Consider the following 21,341-nt stretch of genomic DNA (forward strand, 5'->3'; position numbering starts at 1 on the left):
AATTTGCAGAGCTCGCTGGATAATAGCGGCCAGTCAAAACGATAGCTTTGAACTACGCCAAATTTTGCGACAAAGCCAGCACTAACCGATTGAGGTGATAGCCGACTAAGGGACGGCGGCATAATGCGCCCTTGCTCGTCGTTCACGATCCGGGTTTGGACAAAGTGCGGAATTGCTGAGCTTACCGAAATCTTCCTTGTCCTGTGCGAAGACCGAGTATGGCACGAAGGAACTGCTGCCATTCCATCATCTTACAGGATTGCGAAGGACATTGCGATGTGAAGAGCCTCTAACGGTAACGCGCAAAATATCGTTTTGACATAGGTTCTGTGACTTCCCACGTGCCTACGAACCCTGGTTCGATGACCATGCTGTCGCCCACGCCCAGCGATATCGGTTCACCTCCGTCCGGGGTCAGAACGCATCGGCCTTCCGTCAGGATCATGTATTCCCATCGCGCGATATCGACACGCCACTTGCCGACCGTGGACGTCCAGACCCCCGCAGCCATGGCACCCTCTGCACTTTCGTACAGCTTCGCCGTGGTCCAGACGGGCGTGCCCTCAAGGATCCTGCCTGGCTCCGGGCCGCCTTTGATTGCGGTTCCGGGATCTTGCAATTTGTGAAGTGTCATATTGTCGTTTCTTTCATCTGGGGGGGCCGCAGATCGACTGTCCTGTCCAAGAGCCAGTTGCAAAAGGCATCGACCTCGATTTGACCATTGAGGATCGCGGGCACGACAAGGTGGATATCGGCGGTCGGCAATTCGTGCTCAAAGGGGATGACCATGCCATCCCGCTTGGCGAACACATCAGCAAGAAAGCGCGGGACAAGTGCGATACCAAGACCGGCTTCCATCGCGGCTACGCAGGCATCCCGGGTGGGCAATACCAATCCATGGCCGAGCAATTGCGGTGGGCTGCCCGCGTGCTGCAGCCATTCTTCCCAGTCGTCCAGCCACTCGTTGTTGCGGATGATGCGGTGATCCTTGATCTCGGCGGGCGCGGTGAGCGGCGCTGCGTTTCGAAGATAGCCTTCGGTACAAACCGGAACCAAGGCGCTGCTCGCGATTGGGACGATATCACCATCTATTTCGTCGGGACGGCCATACATTATAAAAAGTTCTGGCTGATCCATGACGAACCTCTGATCCCGACCGGGGTTTCGAAGCACAACATTGACGTCGGGAAATTCGGTAAGGAAATCAGCCAGAAGCGGCAGCAGAAGATGGTTGATTACGCTGCCGTAGGTTCGGATCGCGATCAAAGTGCCGCCTTCTTGCTTTACCGCCGAAGTCGCGGCCGACAGAGACGACAACACGCCACGAACACTACCCAGATAAAATTCACCGGCGCGCGTGAGCACGATGCCGCGTGCCGTGCGTTCGAACAGACGCAATTCCAAAAGCTGTTCCAGATCTGCGATCTGGTGGCTGACCGCCGATGCCGTTACCGCACGTTCGTCTGCCGCCCCGACGAAGCTGCCATGCCGTGCGACCGCTTCAAATGTCTGCAGAGAGGCGATTGTCGGAAGGCGTGTCCTCATGGGGGCGTCACGCAGGCGATAGGGTCAGAAGGTCAGATACCGCAATGCTATGCTCGGGACTTGCGACCGCGTCGTCGTAGGCCAGAATGAGGCTTTGCGTCTGTTTACCTGGGCCGCCGTCGCCCAATTCGCGCCCATCAATCCTTGTGACGGGCATGATCCCTCCGGCTGTCGAGGTGATGAAAGCCTCTTCTGCCCGGCTCAGATCACGCGCCATTAGCCGCACCGACCGCGCGTACCAGCCTTTTGCGGTGATCAAGTCCATAGCGGTCTTTCGCGTCACCCCCATCAGCACACCTGAGTCCGGGGTCTGCCATTGGTTGTCGATCAATGCAAAGAAGTTGAAGCCCGGCCCTTCGGCAATACTGTCGTCGCTTGCACGCAGTAGTGGCAGATCAGCACTATGATCGTAGGCTTCCATCGTGCCCAGAAGCATGTCGCCCCATTGGTAATTTTTCACTTTCGGATCGAATGAGGACGCGGGGAACCGCTCAACCTGAGTAATATGAAGCGATAACCCCTTCTGCCGCTGTTCGGGCGTCGCGATGGATATATAGGGCACCGCAAAGACATAAAGTGCGTTCTCGCAATCGCGCGGATCGCGAGTGCCCTTGGTATTACGCCCGCGCGTGACGGTGAATGAGACGTAGGCGTCTCTGAGACCGGCCTTGTCGACGCAGATGGCAAGGATGGTTTTCAGCGTATCGCGCGAAACGGGACACCGCAGTCGAAGCTTATCGAGCGAGGCGTCGAAGCGGTCAAGATGGTCTTCCAGCCGGAAAAACCGCCCATTGTGGACCGACACGACGTCATAGGTCGCGTCCGAGCGGACGAAACCCCAATCCGTCAGCGGGACCGTCGCTTCAGCAATCGGCACATAGGTGCCCCTGACGTGCGCACAGCCAGAGCTAAACTTAATGTCGGAGGTCTTGTCTTTCATTTGCGCGGACATTCTCGGCTCTTACTAGTCGGGGAACAGATCGGCACCGAGTGTGGACATTTGCCGCTTTTTTGTCGAGTGAATCCTTCTCACCAACAGATGAGCCGAGGCTTCCTGCGGCTGTAGGCGCGCCGGGGCGTCGTGAAGGAAATCTCACGGGGGCGACAATTTTCTGCGTTAGGCAATCGGCTGAAACTCCGATTACGCTCGTTTCCAGAGGGTCGAATGTCGCGGCGATCATGGCACGTCATTCGGTGAAAAGATTGAATTTCTGGAGGCGAAAATGAAGACACGGCGTGTGCCACACAACTTTCAGCAAAGCGGCGGGGGCAAGGTCACGCCAGAATTCATGATCCATCCGAAGACGCGAAAGGGTCCTTTCTGGCATCTATCGGACCGCCACGGTTGCTGGAGCTACACTTCGCATTCCAACATGTATCGCCCGCGGTGCTACGTCCCGTTGGAAGAAGGCGGTCTTTACAAGGAATACGAATACATCACCGAGCATGTGACGCTGTGGGATGCGGCGACCGAGCGGATGATCCAGCTAAAGGGCCCGGATGCGCTGGAGTTCTGCGACCTGCTGACGACGCGCGCGATGAAAGACAAACTGCCTGTCGGTCAGGCGCGGTTTGCGCTGATGTGTATGGAAGACGGCAATATTCTGGTTGATCCTGTCGTGCTGCGCGTGGCGGAAGACGAGATTTGGCTGTCGACTCACACCGAAGCCGAGCCATGGTGCCGCGGGCTTCTCTACGGGCTCGATATGGATTGCACCGCCAATGAGATCGACGTGTCACCCGTCCAGATCCAGGGCCCCAAAGCGCGACCCTTCATGGAGAAACTGGTGTCCAAAGGCATTATGAGCCCAGAAGTGCTCGACCTGAAATTCTACAAATGCTGCCATGCGTCGTTCAACGGTCTGCATGTGGTTGTCTCGCGCACCGGATACTCTTCCGAATATGGCTATGAGATATTTCTCTATGATGCGATCAAGAACGCAGATGCGCTTTGGGACGTGCTTTGGGAAGAGGGTCAGGAGTTCAATTTGAAGGTCACGGCACCGTCGATGATCCGCGCGCTGGAGGCTGGCATCCCGTGGAACGGGGTCGATTTCGATCCAGAAGTGAACCCCTTCGAGGTCGGTCTCGACCGCTACGTCGATCTGGACAAGGGCGATTTTATCGGCGCCGCGGCGTTGCGCAAGATCAAGGCAGAGGGCGTGGAGCAGAAGCTGGTCGGTCTGATCTTTGATGGCGAACCACTGACGTGGTTCAATCCAGACTATCTGATGGTCTCAGATGAAACTGGCACTACCGTCGGCTATTGCACACACGCGTTCTTTTCTCCGCAGCTCAAGCGCAATATCGCGCATGCGTTCGTAGAACCCGGCCTGACTGAACCCGGCACCAAGCTGACGGTGACACTCAACAACGGCGCTGGTACCGAGGCTGCGGAAGTGGTGGAAACACCGTTCTTTGATCCCAAACGCAACAGATGACGGGCCGCCGGGACAGCTTGGACGGCGAGAGCTTCGATACCTGGCCCGACACGCTGTGGCGCAGCACCGCAGGCTCCAGCCCGATCGAGGATCGCGCGGCGCTGCCCAAGCAGGTTGATCTGACGGTTGTTGGTGGAGGGGTCACGGGCCTCTCCGCTGCGATCCAGGCGGCGGAAAATGGCGCGTCTGTGCTGGTGCTTGAGCAGGGGCGCATCGGATGGGGGGCGTCGGGCCGCAATGGTGGCTCGATTGTGGTAGGACTGAAGGGCAGCCCCAGCAAGACCATCGCCGAGTTCGGGCAGGAACGCGGCGAGGCGCTCGTGCGCTTCACCGAAGGCGGCCCGGACAGATTATACGCAGAAATCGCGCGGCATGGCATCGATTGCGATCTGCACCGCGCCGGGCATGTGACTGGCTTTTACACGACCAAGGCGCGCGACCGGTCGCTGGCCGCTGCACAGGATTGGGCCGCGCGCGGTGCGAGTGTGTCCATTCTGGACACGAATGCAGCGGCAAAAATGATCGGGTCCGACCTCTATTGTGGCGCGCTCTATGACCAGCGCTGCGCGAACATCAACCCTCTCAAGCTGGTCTTCGGACTTGCGCGCGCGGCGCAAAAGGTGGGCGCGCAGATACGTGAAGGCACTGCTGTCATGCGTGTTACCCACCGCGACGGCGCGACCGAGGTGGAAACGCAGGACGGATCGGTCCGCTCAGACAAGGTTCTGCTGGCATTGAATGCATACTCGGACCATCGTTTTCCCAAGCTCGCGAACAGTTTTCTCAACCCCACATCTTGCATCGTTGCAACCGAACGACTGCCGGAGGAGACGCTCAGCACCATTTTGCCCGGAGGACAGGCGGCAGCGGATTCGCGCCGCGTGCTGAACTACTTCCGCCGCACGCCAGACGGGCGTGTCATGCTCGGTGGGCGTGGGCCGATGCGCACACCAAGTGGATTGCGTCCGTACCGCGCGATGGAACATGCCCTTTCCAAGGTCTTCCCGCAATTGCGGGGGGCAAAGGTCGAACACCGCTGGTTTGGCCGCATCAGCATCGCCATGGATTTCCAGCCCCATATGGAGGAAATCCAACCCGGCGTGCTGGCGTTGAACGGATATGCTGGGCGGGGGCTCGCCCTTGGTGCGCAGTTTGGGGCCTATGCCGCGAACCGGCTGTGCGAGATACCACAGGACTGGCCTGATGATCTGTTGAAGCCAATGAACGCCGTGCCGATGCCTATGTTCAGTCGGCTTTATGTCGGTGTGGGCGACGCAGCTTTCCGGGTCATCGATCTGGTCAGTTGAGGCAAACCTCACTTTAACAACAGGAATATTCTCTTGCCCGATGAGAGCCCTTCGCGGATCGTCGAGGGTAATCAAAGGTGCCAAAAAAATATGGTACTACCAGAAACGAATTGGGAGGAATGAATATGATTAAGTCAGACCAAAGCGCGCTTTCGGGTGTTTCCAGACGCGCAGTCCTTGCCGGGGCTGGTGCCCTCGGCCTCAGTACCCTCATTCTCCCCCACCGCGCCAAAGCCGCGCCTTCGAAAGGTGGAACGCTCAAACTGGGCCTTGCGGGCGGCAACTCCAACGACAGTCTTGATCCGCTGAGCTACAGTTCGGTGCCGATGTTCATGGCTGGCGTGACATTAGGCAACTGCCTGGTGGAACTCGACAGTAACAAAAACCCGGTGCCCGAGCTTGCCGAAAGCTGGGAGGTGTCCGACGACGCCAGCCGCTGGGTCTTTACCCTGCGCGAGGGCATCACCTTTCACAACGGCAAATCTCTGACGCCCGCCGATGTGGTCTGGTCGTTAAGCCGCCATATTGGTGAGGAGACCACGTCGCCGATCAAAGCGCTGATGTCAGAGGTCACCTCGATCACGGCCGATGGTGATCGGAACGTCGTCGTGGAACTGTCCAGCGGCAATGCAGACATCGACGTGATCATGTCGCAATGGCAACTGGTGATCGTGCCGGAAGGTACCGAAGATTTCTCCAACTTCGTAGGGACAGGCGGCTATATCCTTGAAAGCTTTGAGCCCGGGGTGCGCCTTATTGCCCGGCGCAATCCAGACTATTGGAAAGCAGACCGCGCATGGGTCGACAGCGTCGAATTCACCTTTGTCGATGATGGCGCGGCGCGGGTGAACGCGCTGATGAGCGGCCAGGTCAACGCAATCAACCAGGTCGAACAGCGCGTCGTCAGCCGGTTGCAGGGCCGGGGCGGGATCGAGATCGTGGAAGGTGTGGGCGCCAAGTTCTTCACCCTCGCTATGGCCACCGGCAACGACAAATTTGCTGACAACAACGCCCGCCTTGCCATGAAACACGCCCTGCCGCGTGACGAGATCGTCAAGAACACGTTGTCAGGATTCGGTGCAATCGGTAACGACCACCCCGTGCCACCCAACAGCCCATGGCTGAACCCCGAATTGTCGCAGTACAGTTATGATCCCGACAAGGCCAAATTCCACCTTAAAGAGGCCGGGATGGACAGCCTTGATATCGATCTGCACACATCGCAGCTGGTCTATTCCGGCGCGCTTGACGCCTCCGTCACGATCCAGGAGCGGGCGCGGGACGCAGGCATCAACATCAACGTGGTGAATGAACCTGCGGATGGCTATTGGACCAACGTCTGGCGGCAGAAACCTTTTGTCATGGTGCGCTGGAGCGTTCGGCCCACGCCTGCAATGATGTTCGGCCTTGCCTTCACCTGCGACAGTGGTTGGAACGAAAGCGGCTGGTGCGATCCCACCTTCGAAAACCTGCTGGCCGAGGCCAAGGTAGCCACCGACACAGAACGGCGGCGCGAGCTCTATTGGGAAATGCAAGCGATCCACCATGCCACGGGCGGCTCCTCGGTTTTTGCCTTCCCCTCGGTTCTGGACGCCTATGGAGAAGACGTGGCAGGTATGGAAAGCGACTCAGTGCAGGAAATGTATGGCTGTCGTGTCGCGGAGCGCGTCTGGCTCAAAAGCTGAGCCAGAATCCCTAGAAGCAACGCACCGGTGCGCACTGTCGCACCGGCACGGGGATGGGAGGATAGCATGATCTGGCGCATGATCGCTCATCGACTGTGGCTGGGTCTGCTGACGCTCTTCCTTGTTTCGTTGATCGTGTTCTTCTCGGTCGAGCTGTTGCCGGGCGATTTCGCCCAAGCGTTCTTGGGTCAGGCCGCCACGCCCGAAAGCCTGGCGGCCCTGCGCACTCAGCTGAACCTGAACGATCCGGCCACTATGCGGTATCTGTACTGGTTGGGCGGTATTGCCACCGGCGATCTGGGCCTTTCGCTATCAAGCAGTCGGCCGATCTCGGAGCTAATCCTGTCGCGTCTGGGAAACACGCTGCTGCTGGCGCTTTACGCTGCGGTCATCGCTGTGCCCATCGCCGTGTCGCTGGGTGTGCTTAGCGCGATGTTCCGCAATACCATCTTTGATCGCCTCGCCAACATGTCCGCCCTCGCGGCGGTGTCGGTGCCTGAGTTCCTGATGGCCTATCTGCTGGTCTTCCTGCTGGCGCAGGGCGGCTGGTTCCCGGCCATTGCCAACGTGGCCCCCGACACCGGCTTTTTCGAACGTCTGCATATGATGTTCCTGCCGGCGCTGTCGCTCACACTGGTCGTATCGGCACATATGCTGCGGATGACGCGGGCCTCCATCGTGAACCTGCTGGCATCCCCCTACATTGAGATGGCGCGCCTCAAGGGGGTTCCGCAATCACGCGTTATTTCCAAGCACGCCCTGCCCAATGCGTTGGCTCCGATCATCAACGTCATCGCGTTGAACCTTGCCTACCTGATCACCGGCGTCGTGGTGGTTGAGACGGTGTTTGCCTATCCGGGGCTGGGCAAGCTGCTGGTCGATTCCGTTTCGCGCAGAGACCTGCCCGTCGTTCAGGCCGCGAGCCTCTTCTTTGCCGTCGTATACGTGCTGGTTAACCTGAGTGCTGATGTTCTGTCGACCCTGTCCAATCCTCGCATTCTGCATCGGAAATAGCATGATCGCCCGGGCCACATATCATGTGAAACGCGCACCCGTCAGTGCGCTGGTCGGCATTGCAATCGTCCTAACCTACATCCTCGTTGCGATCTTCGCACCGCTGATCGCACCTTACGGCGAACGCGCGCTGGTGGGTGCCCAGTTTGAAACCTGGAGCGAACAACATCTTCTGGGCACTGACAGCGTTGGGCGCGACATGCTCAGCCGGATCATCTATGGCGCGCGCAACACTGTTGGTATCGCCTTTCTGACCACCATACTCACCTTCCTTGTCGGGACGACCTTTGGCATTTTCGCCGCGCTGACCGGGGGCTGGGTCGATCAGGTTCTCAGCCGAGGCGTGGATGTGCTGATGGCAATCCCGGCCCTGATCTTCAAGCTGTTGCTGCTCACGATCTTCGGCACCTCTATCCTGAACCTCATTCTGATTATCGCATTGGTGGACAGCACACGTGTGTTCCGGCTGGCGCGCGCCGTATCAATGAACATCGTCGTTATGGACTATATCGAGGCCGCGCGCGTGCGGGGGGACGGAGTCTGGCGGCTGATCACGCGGGAGATCCTGCCCAACGCCATGGCCCCGCTGGCGGCCGAGTTCGGGCTGCGCTTTTGCTTTGTCTTTCTCGCGATCTCCGCGCTGTCGTTTCTGGGCCTCGGCATCCAGCCACCTTTGGCTGACTGGGGCTCCATGGTGCGCGAGAACGCTTCACTCATTGCCTTTGGCGACATCACGCCGCTCATCCCCGCCTTTGCCATCGCTGCGCTGACGATTGGCGTCAACCTGATCGTTGACTGGATGTTGCAGCTCTCCAGCGGGTTGAAGGATTGAAGATGACCCAGCCGCATTTGAACATCGAAGGTCTGAAGATCGAAGCCCGCATCGACGATGAATGGACACCGATCGTGCACGGGATCGATTTGAGCTTGAACAAGGGGGAGGTGCTGGGCCTGATCGGAGAATCCGGTGCCGGCAAATCCACAATCGGACTGGCGGCCATGGGATTTGCGCGCGACGGATGTCGCATCTCGGGGGGCAAGATCGTGTTCGACGGAACCGACCTGCGCACGCTCTCCCGTTCCAAGCTGCGCCGCTATCGCGGCAAGCGGATAGCCTATGTGGCGCAGTCCGCCGCGGCCAGCTTCAATCCCGCGCACAAGCTGATGGACCAGTATTGCGAGGGCCCGGTCCTGCACGGCGTCATGTCCCGCGCGGAGGCCGAGCGAGACGCGGTCGACCTTTATGAACGCGTGCTGCTCCCCGATCCCGCGCACATCGGGTTTCGATATCCACACCAGGTCTCGGGCGGGCAGCTTCAGCGGGCAATGACGGCCATGGCCATGGCCTGTCGCCCGGATTTGATAATCTTCGACGAACCCACCACAGCATTGGATGTTACAACGCAAGTAGAGGTGCTGGCTGTGATGCGCGACATGGCCGAAAAGTTCGGCACCGCCGCCATCTACATCACCCATGACTTGGCCGTGGTCGCTCAGATGGCAGACCGCATCAAGGTGCTTCTGCGCGGGCGCGAGGTCGAGGAGTTAGAGACCCGGGAAATGCTGGCACATCCAAGGGAAGACTACACTAAATCGCTCTGGGCAGTGCGCAACTTTGCACGGCCCGAACGGCCCGCACCGGCACCAGAGGCAACGCCGGTCATTTCCATCAGGAACATCACCGCAGCCTACGCGTCAGACCCCGTTTTGCACGACGTGTCCTTTGACATTCACAAGAACCGCACGGTGGCTGTTGTCGGGGAAAGTGGGTCAGGAAAGTCGACAGTCGCGCGAGTCATCTCCGGGCTGCTGCCGCCCCTGTCGGGCGAAGTGCATCTGGATGGTACCCCCTTGCCGCCCACCTACAAGTCCCGTGACAAGTCTCTCTCCCGCCAGGTTCAGATGATCTATCAGATGGCCGATACAGCACTGAACCCCAAGCAGCGTATCCGCGAGATCTTGGGTTGGCCGATACAGCACTTCCTGGGATTGAAGGGCCGCGCGCGCGATGCGCGGGTCGCCGAACTGCTCGAATTGATTGAGCTGGATCCCGCGACCTATATCGATCGGTATCCTGCCGAACTCTCAGGCGGTCAAAAGCAACGCATCGGTATTGCCCGCGCGCTTGCTGCAGAACCCAAACTGGTGATTTGCGACGAGGTAACCTCAGCCCTTGATCAGCTTGTTGCTGAAGGTATCCTGCGCCTGCTCGATCGACTGTGCGACGAGCTGGACCTGACATACATGTTCATCACCCATGATTTGTCTACCGTGCGTGCCATCGCCGATGATGTGGTGGTGATGCAGCGCGGAATGATCGTTGAAGCGGGACCGAAGGACCAATTCTTCGCTCCGCCCCACGACGCATATACCGAACTGCTCTTGTCCTCCGTTCCCGAACTCGACCCCGACTGGCTGGACAAAGTGTTGGAGCAACGCGCGGGTGTTGTGCCGGACTAGGTGGACTAGACTTACGAAGACGAACATCTGCCCGCCTCTCTGAAAATCTGATCACCGAAGGGACATGGACTGCGTGCGTCATATACAGTCTGGCTGAGGCGATCCAAGGTGAAAGTCCGCAACGGCACCAAAACGGCCTTCGGAACAATAGCAGCGAAAGCCAGCTTTGTCCGCGCTCAAGACCTCGGCTATGACCAAAATCGAGTAGGTGCGGCGAACGGCGGCTTTGTGGGCGCGACTGTAGCACCAAGGCACTAAGTTGGATGTCGGCTCTGGGCCGCCCACGTCGCCAGGAATACAGGTTTCTGGCTCAATGTCGCGTTGGCTCCGATTTCTGCTTTTAGCCCAAACTATTTGATACCGCATTTTCATGAAGGTCGATTATAGGTGTTGCGCAGTCATAAGGCTCTCTCTGCTGTTTCCTATCGATCTCCTCGCTACTAGAGAGTGCCATGCGACCATTTTCGATCCCCTATGCCGCAATCAACTGCAGATGCGCTTGACGGTAAGTGCATCTCGCCCTAAGTAGTTAGTGAGTAATCACTAACAAACCGGTGCACAATGCCTGCTCGTAAGCCCGCAGATGAACGCAAGACCGAGATCGTACAGGCAATGCTGCGTCTCGCGGATGAGTTGGGCCCGGATCGCCTGACCACGCAGTCGGTTGCTGATGCAGTAGGGTTGACGCAGCCCGCAATCTTCCGGCATTTCGCGACCAAGCAGGATTTATGGCTGGCGGTGGCTGCGGGGATTTCTGACCGCCTCAAGACCGCGTGGGCTGATGCGCTGAAGACATCCGACGATCCGACAGCCCGGATAAGGGCGTTGATCTTGGCGCAATTGCACCAGATCGAGACAATGCCGGCCATCCCGTCCATCCTATTCTCGCGTGAGTTACAGGTAGAAAACGACGATCTGCGCCAATCCGTTCTTGCACTGATGACCGAATTGGTCGCCTCGCTGGCCATTGAATTGACCAAGGGACAGAAAGCGGGCCTGTTCGACACAGACCTACCACCAGAAGACGGGGCGCTATTGTTGGTCTCGCTGGTGCAGGGGCTGGCGATCCGTTGGACTTTGGGAAAGCGCAGTTTCGCATTGGAATCCGAAGGACGCCGATTGCTCGACGCTCAGATGCGGCTGTTCCGAATAGCAAGTACGGAGGTTTCGCCATGAACCGCCGTATCCTTCTGGGTGTAACCCTTGTTGTCGCCCTCGCAGTCTTTGGCTGGTTTGTCCTAACAGAGCGCCCGATCAGTGTTTCCACCGCCGCCATTGAAAAGAGTGTCCCTGTGCGCGTTTATGGGCTGGGTACGGTCGAAGCACGGATCGTCTCGGATGTCGGATTTGAAGTTGGAGCCGCGCTGACCGAACTTTCGGTCGATAGTGGCGATGCGATCGAAGCGGGGCAGGTCCTTGCTCGGCTTCATCCTACGGAACAACAAGCAAAAATCGCGCGCGCCAAGGCGGGGTTTGCCGCCGCAGAGGCCACCCTGGGCAAGGCCGAGGCAAACGTGATCCGCGCCCGCGCCATTCTGGCGCAGCGGCAATCGACAAATGTGCGCCAGCAGGAACTTGCCGGGCGCAATGCCGTCTCGACTCAGACTGCAGAAGAGGCGCAGCGTGATGTCGATGTTGCAGCGGCCGATCTGGCCGTCGCAGAAAGTGATGTTGAGGTAGCCAAGTCCATGCACAAGGACGCCGAGGCAGCCCTGCAATACGAACTCGTGCTGCTCGATCATCATGTGTTGCGGGCACCATTTGACGCGGTCGTCGTTGAGCGCCATGTCGAAGCAGGTACCGTTGTTATCGCTGGTGAACCTATCTTTACCCTTATGGACCCGAATACTGTCTGGGCATTGGCCTATATTGATGAAGAGCGTGCCGGACCTCTGCGACTCGGACAGGTTGCCGAAGTGCGGTTGCGGTCTCTGCCGCATCAGGTCTTCACGGGTAAGATCGCGCGGATCGGTATTGAAAGCGATCGGGTGAACGAAGAGCGCCGGGTCTGGATTGCGTGCAACCGGTGCCCGGAACAGGTTTTTCTCGGCGAACAGGCCGAAATTTGGATCACGGTGACAGAGCTGACCGATGCGTTGTTGGTTCCAGAGATCGCCGTAACCGGGTTTGATGGGCATGAAGGTCGTATCTGGGTCGCACAGGATGGGCGTGCGCATCAGGTATCCGCAGTCTTCGGTCACCGGACCGAGGATGCGCGGGTCGAGCTGGTCAGTGGTATTGCCGACGGCGCGCAGCTCATTGTGGCACCCGTTAAAGGGTTGTCTGAGGGACGCATGGTTCGGGTTGCCGAGAGGGATGCGCCATGAACCTCGCCTACCGCGATGTGCGCCATAATCTGTTCCGCTTCGTGCTGACTTGCCTCGGCCTCAGCCTTCTGATGGCGGTGGTGTTGGCAATGATCGGTATTTACAATGGGCTGGTCGCGGACGCGCTGAACATCGTCAAAGCACCGCAGGCAGATCTTTGGATTGTTGAATCAGGTACAAAGGGGCCGTTTGCAGAAGTCTCCAAAATTCCCGACGGCACCCGTGATGCCGTGGTGCGATTGCATGGTGTGGCCGAAGCGGGCAGCATCAGCTACCAGACCGTCGAGGCGCCCTATCGCGGTGAAAGGCTACGCCTTTACGTGATCGGATACGAGCTAGGTCATCCCGGTGGACCCGAAGCAATCTCGGCTGGGCGCGGGATCAGCCAGTCCCATTTCGAGATCGTGGCCGATGCCAAATCCGGATTGTCCGTAGGCGATGTGATCCGACTGGGCCGCGATCCTTTCACTGTGGTCGGGTTGGTCGAGGATACGATGAATTCCGCCGGTGATCCGGCAGCGTTTATCACCCTGCGCGATGCGCAAGTGCTGCAGACGCAACTGGCCCCGTCGGCGCAACGCGTTCAGGAGGCGCGAGGCGCAGGGTTGCTCGAAAGTCAGGACAGTGTTGCAGCTGTGATCGCAAGGCTTGAGCCGAATGCTGACCCGCATGCAGTGGAGCAGACGGTGCGGCAGTGGAAACACCTTGGGGCCCTGACACAAGCCGATCAGGAGTCTATCTTGCTGATGTCTGTGGTGGACCGTGCAAAGCGTCAGATAGGTTTGTTTCTGGGCATCCTATTGTCCGTTTCAGCCGTTGTGATCGCGCTGATTATCTACACAATGACCATGGAAAAGCTGAAGCAGATTGCCACGCTCAAACTGATCGGCGCGCCTGACCGCACGATCGTCGGGCTGATCGTGCAGCAATCCATTGCACTTGGTGCGGTTGGCTGGAGTTTTGGTCTGATCCTTATCCTGCTCGTCAAGGACTACTTCCCCCGTCGGGTGGTGTTGGAGCCGATCAACGCCGCCGCGCTAGCAGGGATCATCCTCTTAGTCTGCATCGTCGCCAGCGGCCTTGGCGTGCGTGCCGCACTCAAGGTCGATCCAGCCACGGCAATCGGAGGGTGACGTCATGCTCAATGATCCACGCCGCGTGATTGTAGATGTCACTAATGTCTCCAAACACTTTGGCGAGGGCGATACTCGCGTCGACGCTCTGAAGGATGTTGATCTGTCAGTCCGGGCGGGCGAAGTGGTGGCGCTACTTGGTCCGTCGGGATCGGGTAAAACGACGCTTCTGAATGCCATTGGCTGCATCATTGCTCCGAGTGCGGGCAAAGTTACGCTGGACGATGAGGTGGTTTACGACAACCAATGGCTGCGAGACGATCTGCGTAAGCTCCGGCTCGACAAGATCGGGTTTATCTTTCAGTTCCATAATCTTCTGCCATTTCTCGACGCCAAAGATAACGTTGCGCTGGTGCTGAAACTGGCTGGAAAATCAACGGCTGAGGCGCAAAGGCGCGCTATCGAACTGCTGGACTATCTGGAGGTCGGTCACCGCAAGGATGCGATGCCTGCGCTTCTGTCTGGAGGTGAGGCGCAACGTGTGGCCATCGCACGCGCGCTTGCCAACAGCCCGCGCATTATTCTGGCAGATGAGCCAACTGCGGCGCTCGACAGCAAGCGGGCCGGGATCGTGATGGACCTGATGCGCAAGCTGGCAGCTGAGCAAGACGCCTGCATTATCGCAGTGACGCATGACGAAAAGATTTATGACCGGTTTGACAAGCTGTTCCACCTTCGCGACGGCCAGCTTGATGGAGAGGGAGGGGACGTGACATGAAAAATGTAAACTCTGGCAACCGCACCCTGAACATAGCAGCAAGCGTGGCAATAGTGTTCGGCGCATTGACCGTTTTCTCAGGCGGGCGGGCCTTGTTCGGTAGCGAGGAAGCGCGTGCCGCTGTCGGCAATGCGGTGCCCTTCGTGCTGTGGTTCAACTTTCTGGCGGGATTCGCCTATGTCGTGGCTGGTATTGGGCTGTTTCTGCGGCACCGGCCAGCGGTCTGGATATCGATAGGCATTCTGGTTGCCACCGTTCTGGTTTTCCTGGCCTTCGGCTCTCACGTGCTGCAAGGCAACGCCTATGAGATGCGCACTGTTGGGGCGATGACGCTGCGCACGGGTGTCTGGTTGGTTATTTCTGTCGTGGCTTGGATGCATATCTGGCGGGCGCCCCGATCCTGAAAAGGACAGCCTGCGAAATAGCGCGTCAACGGTAAGCAACGCCAAAACCGCCTGAAACTCTTCCTTACGACATGCCGCTGGGGAGTTCACCGCTTAGGACAAACGGGCATTAGCAGTGTCCCGCGTGTGTGAGTTTGGCCAGCCACAGTTTTTGCGCCTGCAGCGAACAATCGGTTTGACAGGCCGCTCCGCGGCAACCTGAAGCCACGGTCAATGTCGGCAATGGGCCGTTTGCTTAGTTAGTTTTTAGCCGGGCAGGGGCATTGCTGCGGCTGCCCCGAAGTCTTTAAAGAGCCCTAGTACCAGTGCTGCGTATGTGGCAAATGACAGCTTAGCTGTGATGACCTACGGTGCAATAATATCGATACGATTTAGTCAACAGCATCTCTTAGCCGTGGGTAACACGAGCATTTTTTACCTTCCGTAATGGGGTCATTAATTCAAGTGCTTAGAACGGCTCGATCCAATTCGACGATGAATGTTGTCCCTGGCCCTTCGTTTTTTACGTAACTGATGCTGCCGTTATGAGCATACATGATTTGACGGGATATATTCATGCCTAATCCGGTGCCACCGATTTTGCGGGTATCCGATGAATCGATCTGCGTGAAACGGTCAAATACCTTTTCATGGTCTTCTTCGGACAGGCCAATCCCTTCATCTCGGAACAGGATTTTTACCCGGACATCTTCAACAGCCATGGAAACCAGAACTTCGCCTCTGGCCGTTGAGAATTTGATGGCGTTCGACAAGACATTTGCAAAAACTTGCTGAAGTCTTTGCTTGTCACCATGCACTAGTATCACTTGATTTGGTAGAACAGTTCGTATGGACACATCATTGTCTGAAGCAATAACACTGGTGTCCGCAATGGTGTCCGAAACGACCTGACATATATCCAGACACTCATGCGAGTATGTCATTCGGCCGGATTCGACACTTTGAAGGTCTAGAATCTCGTCCACAAGCTTCAGGAGTCTAATACAGTTGCGATGAGCAACATTTAGAACCTCCGACACCTTTTCCGGTAACTCGCCCAATTTACCTGACCGTGCGAGATCAACTGAACCCCGCAATGAGGTCAGTGGCGTCCTGAGTTCATGGCTCATTGTTGATATGAATTCAGATTTGGCTTTATACGCGACTTTGGATTTCTCATGCTCTTCTTGAAGCAAATCGTATTGCGCGACACGTTCGCGATAGATTCTTAGGTAGCCCAGCGAACTGTCGACAATAAATGTGAGAACGAAGATGCTGGTGAACAGATGCGCCCAAAGCTCCGATTGAACAGGCGCACCGGTGATTATGATATCCCTGATCGGAATGAAAAGAAATGCGGCTCCGAAGCACAGAAGTCGCATTACCAGAACCTGTAGGATGTAGTGGCTGTGCATCGCTGCAAAAAGGGCTGCCGCGAAAAGAAAGAATGACGCCATGAAATGAGATGTAGGCCCCTGGATAAAGGCAATGCCAACTGAGTAGGCGATGATCAACGATGTGCTGAACAACGTGCTAAGATACAATAAGGGAAGAAGACGCTTGGCCGCTTCATGATCTGTGTCTTTACACCCAGCTATCTTGTGAAAAAGCCAATAATCATAAAACTCCGATGCGATAACCAACACCAAAATGATGCCGGCGAATTTTGCATCATAGTAGAAGGCCGCAAGCGCAAGCGCAGCTGCAAAAATAAGAAACCTCTGCCAGGTTAAGTCTAATCCAACCTGGCAATAGTCTTTCATATGCCGCATCAAGTGCGACGTTTCATTGCCTGCTGCTCCACCCTTTCCAACTTTAGGCGGGCTGCTCAAGTCCAAGCTCCCATCTCCCCAATTCGCGCACTCCAAATAGGCACCACCCCTGCTTTAGAATACACTTTATGGTAGATAAACCTCGCTTGGGAATAGCAAAAGTTCATCTCCTTCCGCCAACAGTTGATACGGTGTGTGGATTTTCGACGCCGCAGGTGTGCAACTAAATCTCAAGCCTCTTTATCAAGCAGAGACTTCAGTTGTTCGGGAAGCGCAAATGGATCGAACGGCTTGGTTATATAGGCCAATGCACCCTCGCTGAGCGGCGCATTCTGAAGGTTGGCTTCAGCCTTTGCTGTCATAAACACAACTGGCGTGTCCCGGAATTCAGGACGTTTTCGCAACTCACCAAGTAGCTCAGGACCATCCATGTCTGGCATCATCACATCCAGAAGGAAAAGATCAGGTTGAAGACCTGCCAGATTACTCAGTGCATCTTTCGCGGAACTGAATTGGGTGACTTCAAATTCGCCGACAAGCTCCAACGACATACGGGTGATTGTTAGAATGTCGTCGTCGTCGTCGACATGCACCACTTTCCTCAATAGACTCATTGTAAATGCCTTTTGCTCACACTGGCTAAGCGCCAACTTCAATTGCGCAGGATTCTCTGGTGGGCTTATCGTTCGAGTTTCTGGAAGAAAGCGCATCTTTCTCGAATGTCACCAGAAACGTGCTACCTTCGCCATAAGTGCTGGAAACCGAAATCTGTCCGCCGTGCAGTTGGACGAGATCTCTGGTAATAGCAAGGCCAAGACCCGTCCCCATCTGACCTTTCCGGTTTGTACCAGCCTGGGCAAACCGATCAAAAATAAGGTTCAACTTATCATCTGGAATGCCGGGTCCACTATCCTTTACCGAGACCCAAACCTCGTCCGCAGTCTGGACGACGGAAACCGCGACAAACCCTTTATCGGTGAATTTTAACGCGTTGTTGAGCAGGTTTACAAAAATCTGCCTCAAGCGCAACGGGTCTCCCTCAATCGAAACTGGCGCGGCCTGAACCTCCAACCGAAGCCCTTTTTCCTCTGCTGCAGGGCCTAGCTCTTCTCCCAGTTCGGTCAGAAGCTTGTCGAGCTGCACGGATTCAATGTTCAATTCGACAGTGCCCGAGCCAAGCTTGGCCCAATCCAGAACTGAATTAACCAGCCCAAGCAGATGGTTACCGGATGCTTCCGACTTTGTAGCGTGCTGGACGATTACTCCTGTGAATCCGTCCAACAATCGCACTAGATTGCGATCCGTGCCAATAGCATCACGTAATGCCTGATATTGTGGGAATAGCTCAACTTTACGTAGAAATGCGATATAGCCCATAACGACGGCCAGTGGTGCCCGCAATTCATGGTTCATGTTGTTGATGAACTCGGTTTTTGCACCTACCGCTTCTTCCGCCGTACGCAGTGCTTTTTTTAGTTCCGTGACGTCAGTTCGGATCCCAACCGTACTACCATTACTGGTTTGGGATTCCGAGACTTTGAGCCAGCTTCCATCCGCAAGCCCAATTTCAGATTGCGCGTTGGGATTGGCGTGAAGTTCAAGGCGTTTTCTTATCCACTCCTCCTCATGTCCTTTTGCCTCAGGGTACTGGCCTTGCGCCACCTCATCGCGAAGGATGGTTTCAAAGGTCGCCCCGGGTACAATAACGTTGCTAGAAGCTTTGAAAAAATCACGGTATCTTTGGTTGCACAGAACCAATCTATCTTGCCGGTCAAAAATGACGAACCCGTCAGGGATTGCCTCGATAGCATCCACTAGCTGCCGTCTGGCTTTTGCCCGTTCCATGATCAGCCGCCGCGCATAATTGACGCCGAACAGAGCTATCACGACCAGCACGGCAGTGGTGAGGATCAAGACCGGACGATGCGCCGTGTCTGTTTTCCAACCTGCAGCCGGTATTTTAGCCAGTTCCAGTTTTTCATCACCCAACTCGAAATCAACCATAACCGGTGCTTCCGACCATACCGATTCAACTCCGAAAACCACTCGCGCCCCGGAGTCAGCATCCTCAATCCGTGCTGATGACTCGAACACGCGTGGTTCGATCTCCATCCCAGCTTCTGTTAGAAGACGATTGAAATCGAGAACAATGTGGCCGACGACATTGTCCGCCCCGGGTTGGGCATTTCGTAGTAAAAGACCCTGCCCACCCTGAAGCAGCGTCATCGGACCGACGATTTCGGTCTCCGGACCGTCTAATGCACGTTGCACCGATGCCAGTTGCTGTGGATTGTCGCGGTAATCGTACCCAAGAAGATCTTGGTTCGGCTCGAAAGGATGAACGTCGGTTATGATGAAATCTTGCGAACGCGCAATATTGATGATGCTTGGATTATTATCCCGCATCATCTGGGCCAACGTCTGGAATTCCGCTTCAGTTTCAAAAAGCTGAGCCACTGCAAGGCTGCGTGACATGTGGCTGTAGCTTTCTATAAGTCGTTCCAATCGAAACTTGGTCAAATTGAGTGACCGTTGCACGGCGGCGCGCTCTGCCTCTAATTTCTGCCCAACGATCGCCCGATCCATGAGCATGACACTCAGACCGCCAAGCAGAATGATCGCCACGTAGATCAGCGATAGGTTACGCTTGTGCCTTCGTTTTTGTTGTTTCAACGTTTCTTGTCGTGTGTTCAATTCGACTTCCCAACACAAGGTAGCAATCTTCAGCCGTTAATTGGCGCGGCGCGCCCGAAATGGAGAGTTTCGAGGGCGTGTTGCCTAGTCTTCCATGTCTCTCATGTATGCTATCAGTTCTTGAACCTTTGGTTCGATCTCTGCCCAGGCTACTTGGTTCTGCTTGAGATTGATGTCTATGTTCTCAGCCAGCTCGCCGATGGCGGCAAACCCGATAGATTCTGCCAGGCCTGCAATTTTGTGGCATTCCCGCCGGACTTGCGCCAAAGCGTCAAGGTTTTCAGAATCCGCATTCAAGTCTTCAGTAGCCGTCGAAATTTTTTTCAGACGGTCTTGGCAGGAAGAGACAAATTTGGCTCGCAGTTGCCTCAGGGTCTCGTTCATCTGTTCAGCACCTGATTTACTTCCAGAACTAACGCCCATCGCGTGCCACCAAACTCAACTATGCTTTAAATGTACTATTGAGTCGTCATCGGAATACCCACCCAGTACGACTGGGGACTCCCTTACATTCTGCAAAGCGGTATCGAGTATTTCAGTCGCCGACGACAAGTTAACAAATCCTCTGACGCTGGGAGATCCAATCTTCACTAGAACGGGCAGCTGGTCCAAATTGGAGTACCAGTCATTTACGGTTTGAAGCTTCATTTCGATCTGATCGCCGATTGTCTCGACAGAGATTTCAGGGACACGTTTGACCAGTGCGACAAAATACCCTGAACCAACGTAGGAAACTATCGCATCGTTCATCGCCAAAGCTTCCGCGATCACTTCGGCGATGTCTGCCATTGTGTCCTGAAATCCCGAGCTGTCGAGAGTCTGAAACAACTGCCGCGCATTCATGACCTGAAACGCGATCGCAATGTGACTGAACAAACTCATGGCGCCAAGCTTGAGGACATAGTTCTGTAGTGCGAGATAATCCATGCAGGAATGATCTATCTGGAGCCTGAGTGGCTCTTCGAAGGACAGCTCATTTGTCGGCGTGTTCTGTACCAGAACTGCCTTGCGGGCGGCACGTTCACGCGCCATGCCCGAAGCCATTGTCATACGTCCCTTTAGTTCTCGCCGATCGATGGGTTTGGTCAGATAATCGGTCGCACCAGCAGCAAAGGCTTTGTCCACGCTTTCGACCTCGGACCGCGCCGTGACCATAACAACGGGAATGTCTGTTGTGCGGGGCTCGGCCCTGAGAAGACGGCACAGCTCAATACCATCCATTCCGGGCATATCGATATCCAACAAAATGCAGTCGAAAGGGGTAGAGGTCTCTCTTACCGCTGAGATCGCGGCGGCTCCGGAGTTCACTGCCTGAACATTACTAAATCCGCAGACGGCGAGTTCCGCCGAAATCAGCTCACAAAAAATAGGCTCGTCATCAACAACCAATATTTTCATTTTGCTTTCATGCTCAAAAGGTGATTGAGAGAAAAATATTCCCGCATAGATAGAAAATCTTTCCAGCCGCCCGGTCAAGCAAATTGTCAAAGAAGGAGGATAAAACCCAATTGAAGGTCTCTATCTAAAGTGTGACGTCCTCCAACGAAGCGGTGCAAAATATGCAAGAGTAAGATCAGTGCGATCAGCTATCCCCGCATGAGTCACAGATGAAACTTGTCACGATTAACTTAGAAGAAGACATAGCGGAACTTCGTGCACTCATTGCGAACGCAAACTTTGTCCGCAACTGCGAGTTTGGACAGCGCCATAGCACGCAATCGCAGCGAATGACCGGTAAGCGGATTGCGACTGCAGCATCGTGAGTGTGGGGCGAAGGTCCGGAAAGGGCCGTCCTTGTCGGGTAATTTGCTGCGCAATGTGCAGATGCTGCGCCGCATCCGAAGTCCGTTTCGAACCCGAAG

General features: G+C 56.1%; 19 protein-coding genes. 11 read left to right on the forward strand and 8 right to left on the reverse strand.

Translation table 11 applies throughout. From position 1 onward, the window contains the following. Nucleotides 1-289 precede the first annotated feature (289 nt). Genes AC2FEB_RS22275 through AC2FEB_RS22285 form a run of 3 tightly spaced genes read right to left on the reverse strand, consistent with a single transcriptional unit; the run spans nucleotide 290 to nucleotide 2,497 of the window. Nucleotides 290-634, reverse strand: a complete 345-nt coding sequence (locus AC2FEB_RS22275) for a cupin domain-containing protein (RefSeq protein WP_496677246.1) — start codon at nucleotides 632-634, stop codon at nucleotides 290-292. Continuing rightward, nucleotides 631-1,545, reverse strand: a complete 915-nt coding sequence (locus AC2FEB_RS22280) for a LysR family transcriptional regulator (RefSeq protein WP_496677243.1) — start codon at nucleotides 1,543-1,545, stop codon at nucleotides 631-633. Before AC2FEB_RS22280 ends, AC2FEB_RS22275 begins: the two co-directional genes overlap by 4 nt. Nucleotides 1,546-1,552: 7 nt before the next feature. Further along, nucleotides 1,553-2,497 carry an aminotransferase class IV gene (locus AC2FEB_RS22285; protein ID WP_496677240.1) on the reverse strand — a complete coding sequence of 315 codons (945 nt, stop codon included), beginning with the start codon at nucleotides 2,495-2,497 and terminating at the stop codon, nucleotides 1,553-1,555. A 271-nt stretch (nucleotides 2,498-2,768) separates the two neighbouring features. On the opposite strand from AC2FEB_RS22285, the gene AC2FEB_RS22290 reads away from it, so the two are divergent. The 11 genes from AC2FEB_RS22290 (at nucleotide 2,769) to AC2FEB_RS22340 (ending at nucleotide 15,034) form a co-directional block, all read left to right on the forward strand. Further along, on the forward strand, nucleotides 2,769-3,986 hold the full coding sequence (locus tag AC2FEB_RS22290; protein ID WP_496677237.1) for an aminomethyl transferase family protein: 1,218 nt from the start codon (nucleotides 2,769-2,771) through the stop codon (nucleotides 3,984-3,986). Beyond that, nucleotides 3,983-5,293, forward strand: a complete 1,311-nt coding sequence (locus tag AC2FEB_RS22295) for an NAD(P)/FAD-dependent oxidoreductase (RefSeq protein ID WP_496677235.1) — start codon at nucleotides 3,983-3,985, stop codon at nucleotides 5,291-5,293. The genes AC2FEB_RS22290 and AC2FEB_RS22295 overlap by 4 nt, the downstream gene beginning before the upstream one ends. Before the next feature lie 125 nt (nucleotides 5,294-5,418). Then, the gene (locus AC2FEB_RS22300; protein WP_496677233.1) at nucleotides 5,419-6,978 is read left to right on the forward strand and encodes an ABC transporter substrate-binding protein; all 1,560 of its coding nucleotides are present in this window, start codon (nucleotides 5,419-5,421) and stop codon (nucleotides 6,976-6,978) included. Nucleotides 6,979-7,044: 66 nt separating this feature from the next. Next, complete coding sequence (locus AC2FEB_RS22305) at nucleotides 7,045-7,992, forward strand: ABC transporter permease (protein WP_496677231.1); 948 nt, start codon at nucleotides 7,045-7,047, stop codon at nucleotides 7,990-7,992. 1 nt (nucleotide 7,993) lies between these two features. Next, nucleotides 7,994-8,824 (forward strand): ABC transporter permease, encoded by an 831-nt coding sequence (locus tag AC2FEB_RS22310; RefSeq protein ID WP_496677228.1) that lies wholly within the window; start codon nucleotides 7,994-7,996, stop codon nucleotides 8,822-8,824. A gap of 2 nt (nucleotides 8,825-8,826) precedes the next feature. Continuing rightward, on the forward strand, nucleotides 8,827-10,452 hold the full coding sequence (locus tag AC2FEB_RS22315; protein WP_496677225.1) for an ABC transporter ATP-binding protein: 1,626 nt from the start codon (nucleotides 8,827-8,829) through the stop codon (nucleotides 10,450-10,452). 561 nt (nucleotides 10,453-11,013) lie between these two features. Next, a complete protein-coding gene (locus tag AC2FEB_RS22320) occupies nucleotides 11,014-11,628 on the forward strand; it encodes a TetR/AcrR family transcriptional regulator (protein WP_496677222.1) in 615 nt (204 codons plus the stop codon). Beyond that, entirely contained in the window at nucleotides 11,625-12,779 is a 1,155-nt protein-coding gene (locus AC2FEB_RS22325; RefSeq protein WP_496677219.1) for an efflux RND transporter periplasmic adaptor subunit, read from the forward strand. The genes AC2FEB_RS22320 and AC2FEB_RS22325 overlap by 4 nt, the downstream gene beginning before the upstream one ends. Continuing rightward, on the forward strand, nucleotides 12,776-13,912 hold the full coding sequence (locus tag AC2FEB_RS22330) for an ABC transporter permease (RefSeq protein ID WP_496677217.1): 1,137 nt from the start codon (nucleotides 12,776-12,778) through the stop codon (nucleotides 13,910-13,912). The genes AC2FEB_RS22325 and AC2FEB_RS22330 overlap by 4 nt, the downstream gene beginning before the upstream one ends. A gap of 4 nt (nucleotides 13,913-13,916) precedes the next feature. Then, complete coding sequence (locus tag AC2FEB_RS22335) at nucleotides 13,917-14,630, forward strand: ABC transporter ATP-binding protein (RefSeq protein ID WP_496677214.1); 714 nt, start codon at nucleotides 13,917-13,919, stop codon at nucleotides 14,628-14,630. Further along, on the forward strand, nucleotides 14,627-15,034 hold the full coding sequence (locus AC2FEB_RS22340) for a hypothetical protein (protein ID WP_496677211.1): 408 nt from the start codon (nucleotides 14,627-14,629) through the stop codon (nucleotides 15,032-15,034). The genes AC2FEB_RS22335 and AC2FEB_RS22340 overlap by 4 nt, the downstream gene beginning before the upstream one ends. Before the next feature lie 440 nt (nucleotides 15,035-15,474). Here the strand turns inward: AC2FEB_RS22340 and AC2FEB_RS22345 are convergent, their stop codons facing one another. The 5 genes from AC2FEB_RS22345 to AC2FEB_RS22365 form a co-directional block, all read right to left on the reverse strand. Beyond that, nucleotides 15,475-16,845, reverse strand: a complete 1,371-nt coding sequence (locus AC2FEB_RS22345) for a sensor histidine kinase (protein WP_496677210.1) — start codon at nucleotides 16,843-16,845, stop codon at nucleotides 15,475-15,477. 170 nt (nucleotides 16,846-17,015) lie between these two features. Next, a complete protein-coding gene (locus AC2FEB_RS22350) occupies nucleotides 17,016-17,441 on the reverse strand; it encodes a response regulator (protein WP_496761426.1) in 426 nt (141 codons plus the stop codon). Beyond that, entirely contained in the window at nucleotides 17,425-19,479 is a 2,055-nt protein-coding gene (locus AC2FEB_RS22355; RefSeq protein ID WP_496677204.1) for a sensor histidine kinase, read from the reverse strand. The genes AC2FEB_RS22350 and AC2FEB_RS22355 overlap by 17 nt, the downstream gene beginning before the upstream one ends. Nucleotides 19,480-19,563: 84 nt before the next feature. Continuing rightward, on the reverse strand, nucleotides 19,564-19,863 hold the full coding sequence (locus tag AC2FEB_RS22360; RefSeq protein ID WP_496677201.1) for an Hpt domain-containing protein: 300 nt from the start codon (nucleotides 19,861-19,863) through the stop codon (nucleotides 19,564-19,566). A gap of 54 nt (nucleotides 19,864-19,917) precedes the next feature. Next, entirely contained in the window at nucleotides 19,918-20,955 is a 1,038-nt protein-coding gene (locus AC2FEB_RS22365; protein WP_496677198.1) for a response regulator, read from the reverse strand. Nucleotides 20,956-21,341: the final 386 nt, after the last annotated feature.

The sequence above is a fragment of the Ruegeria sp. YTSC106 genome (genome assembly GCF_059609765.1).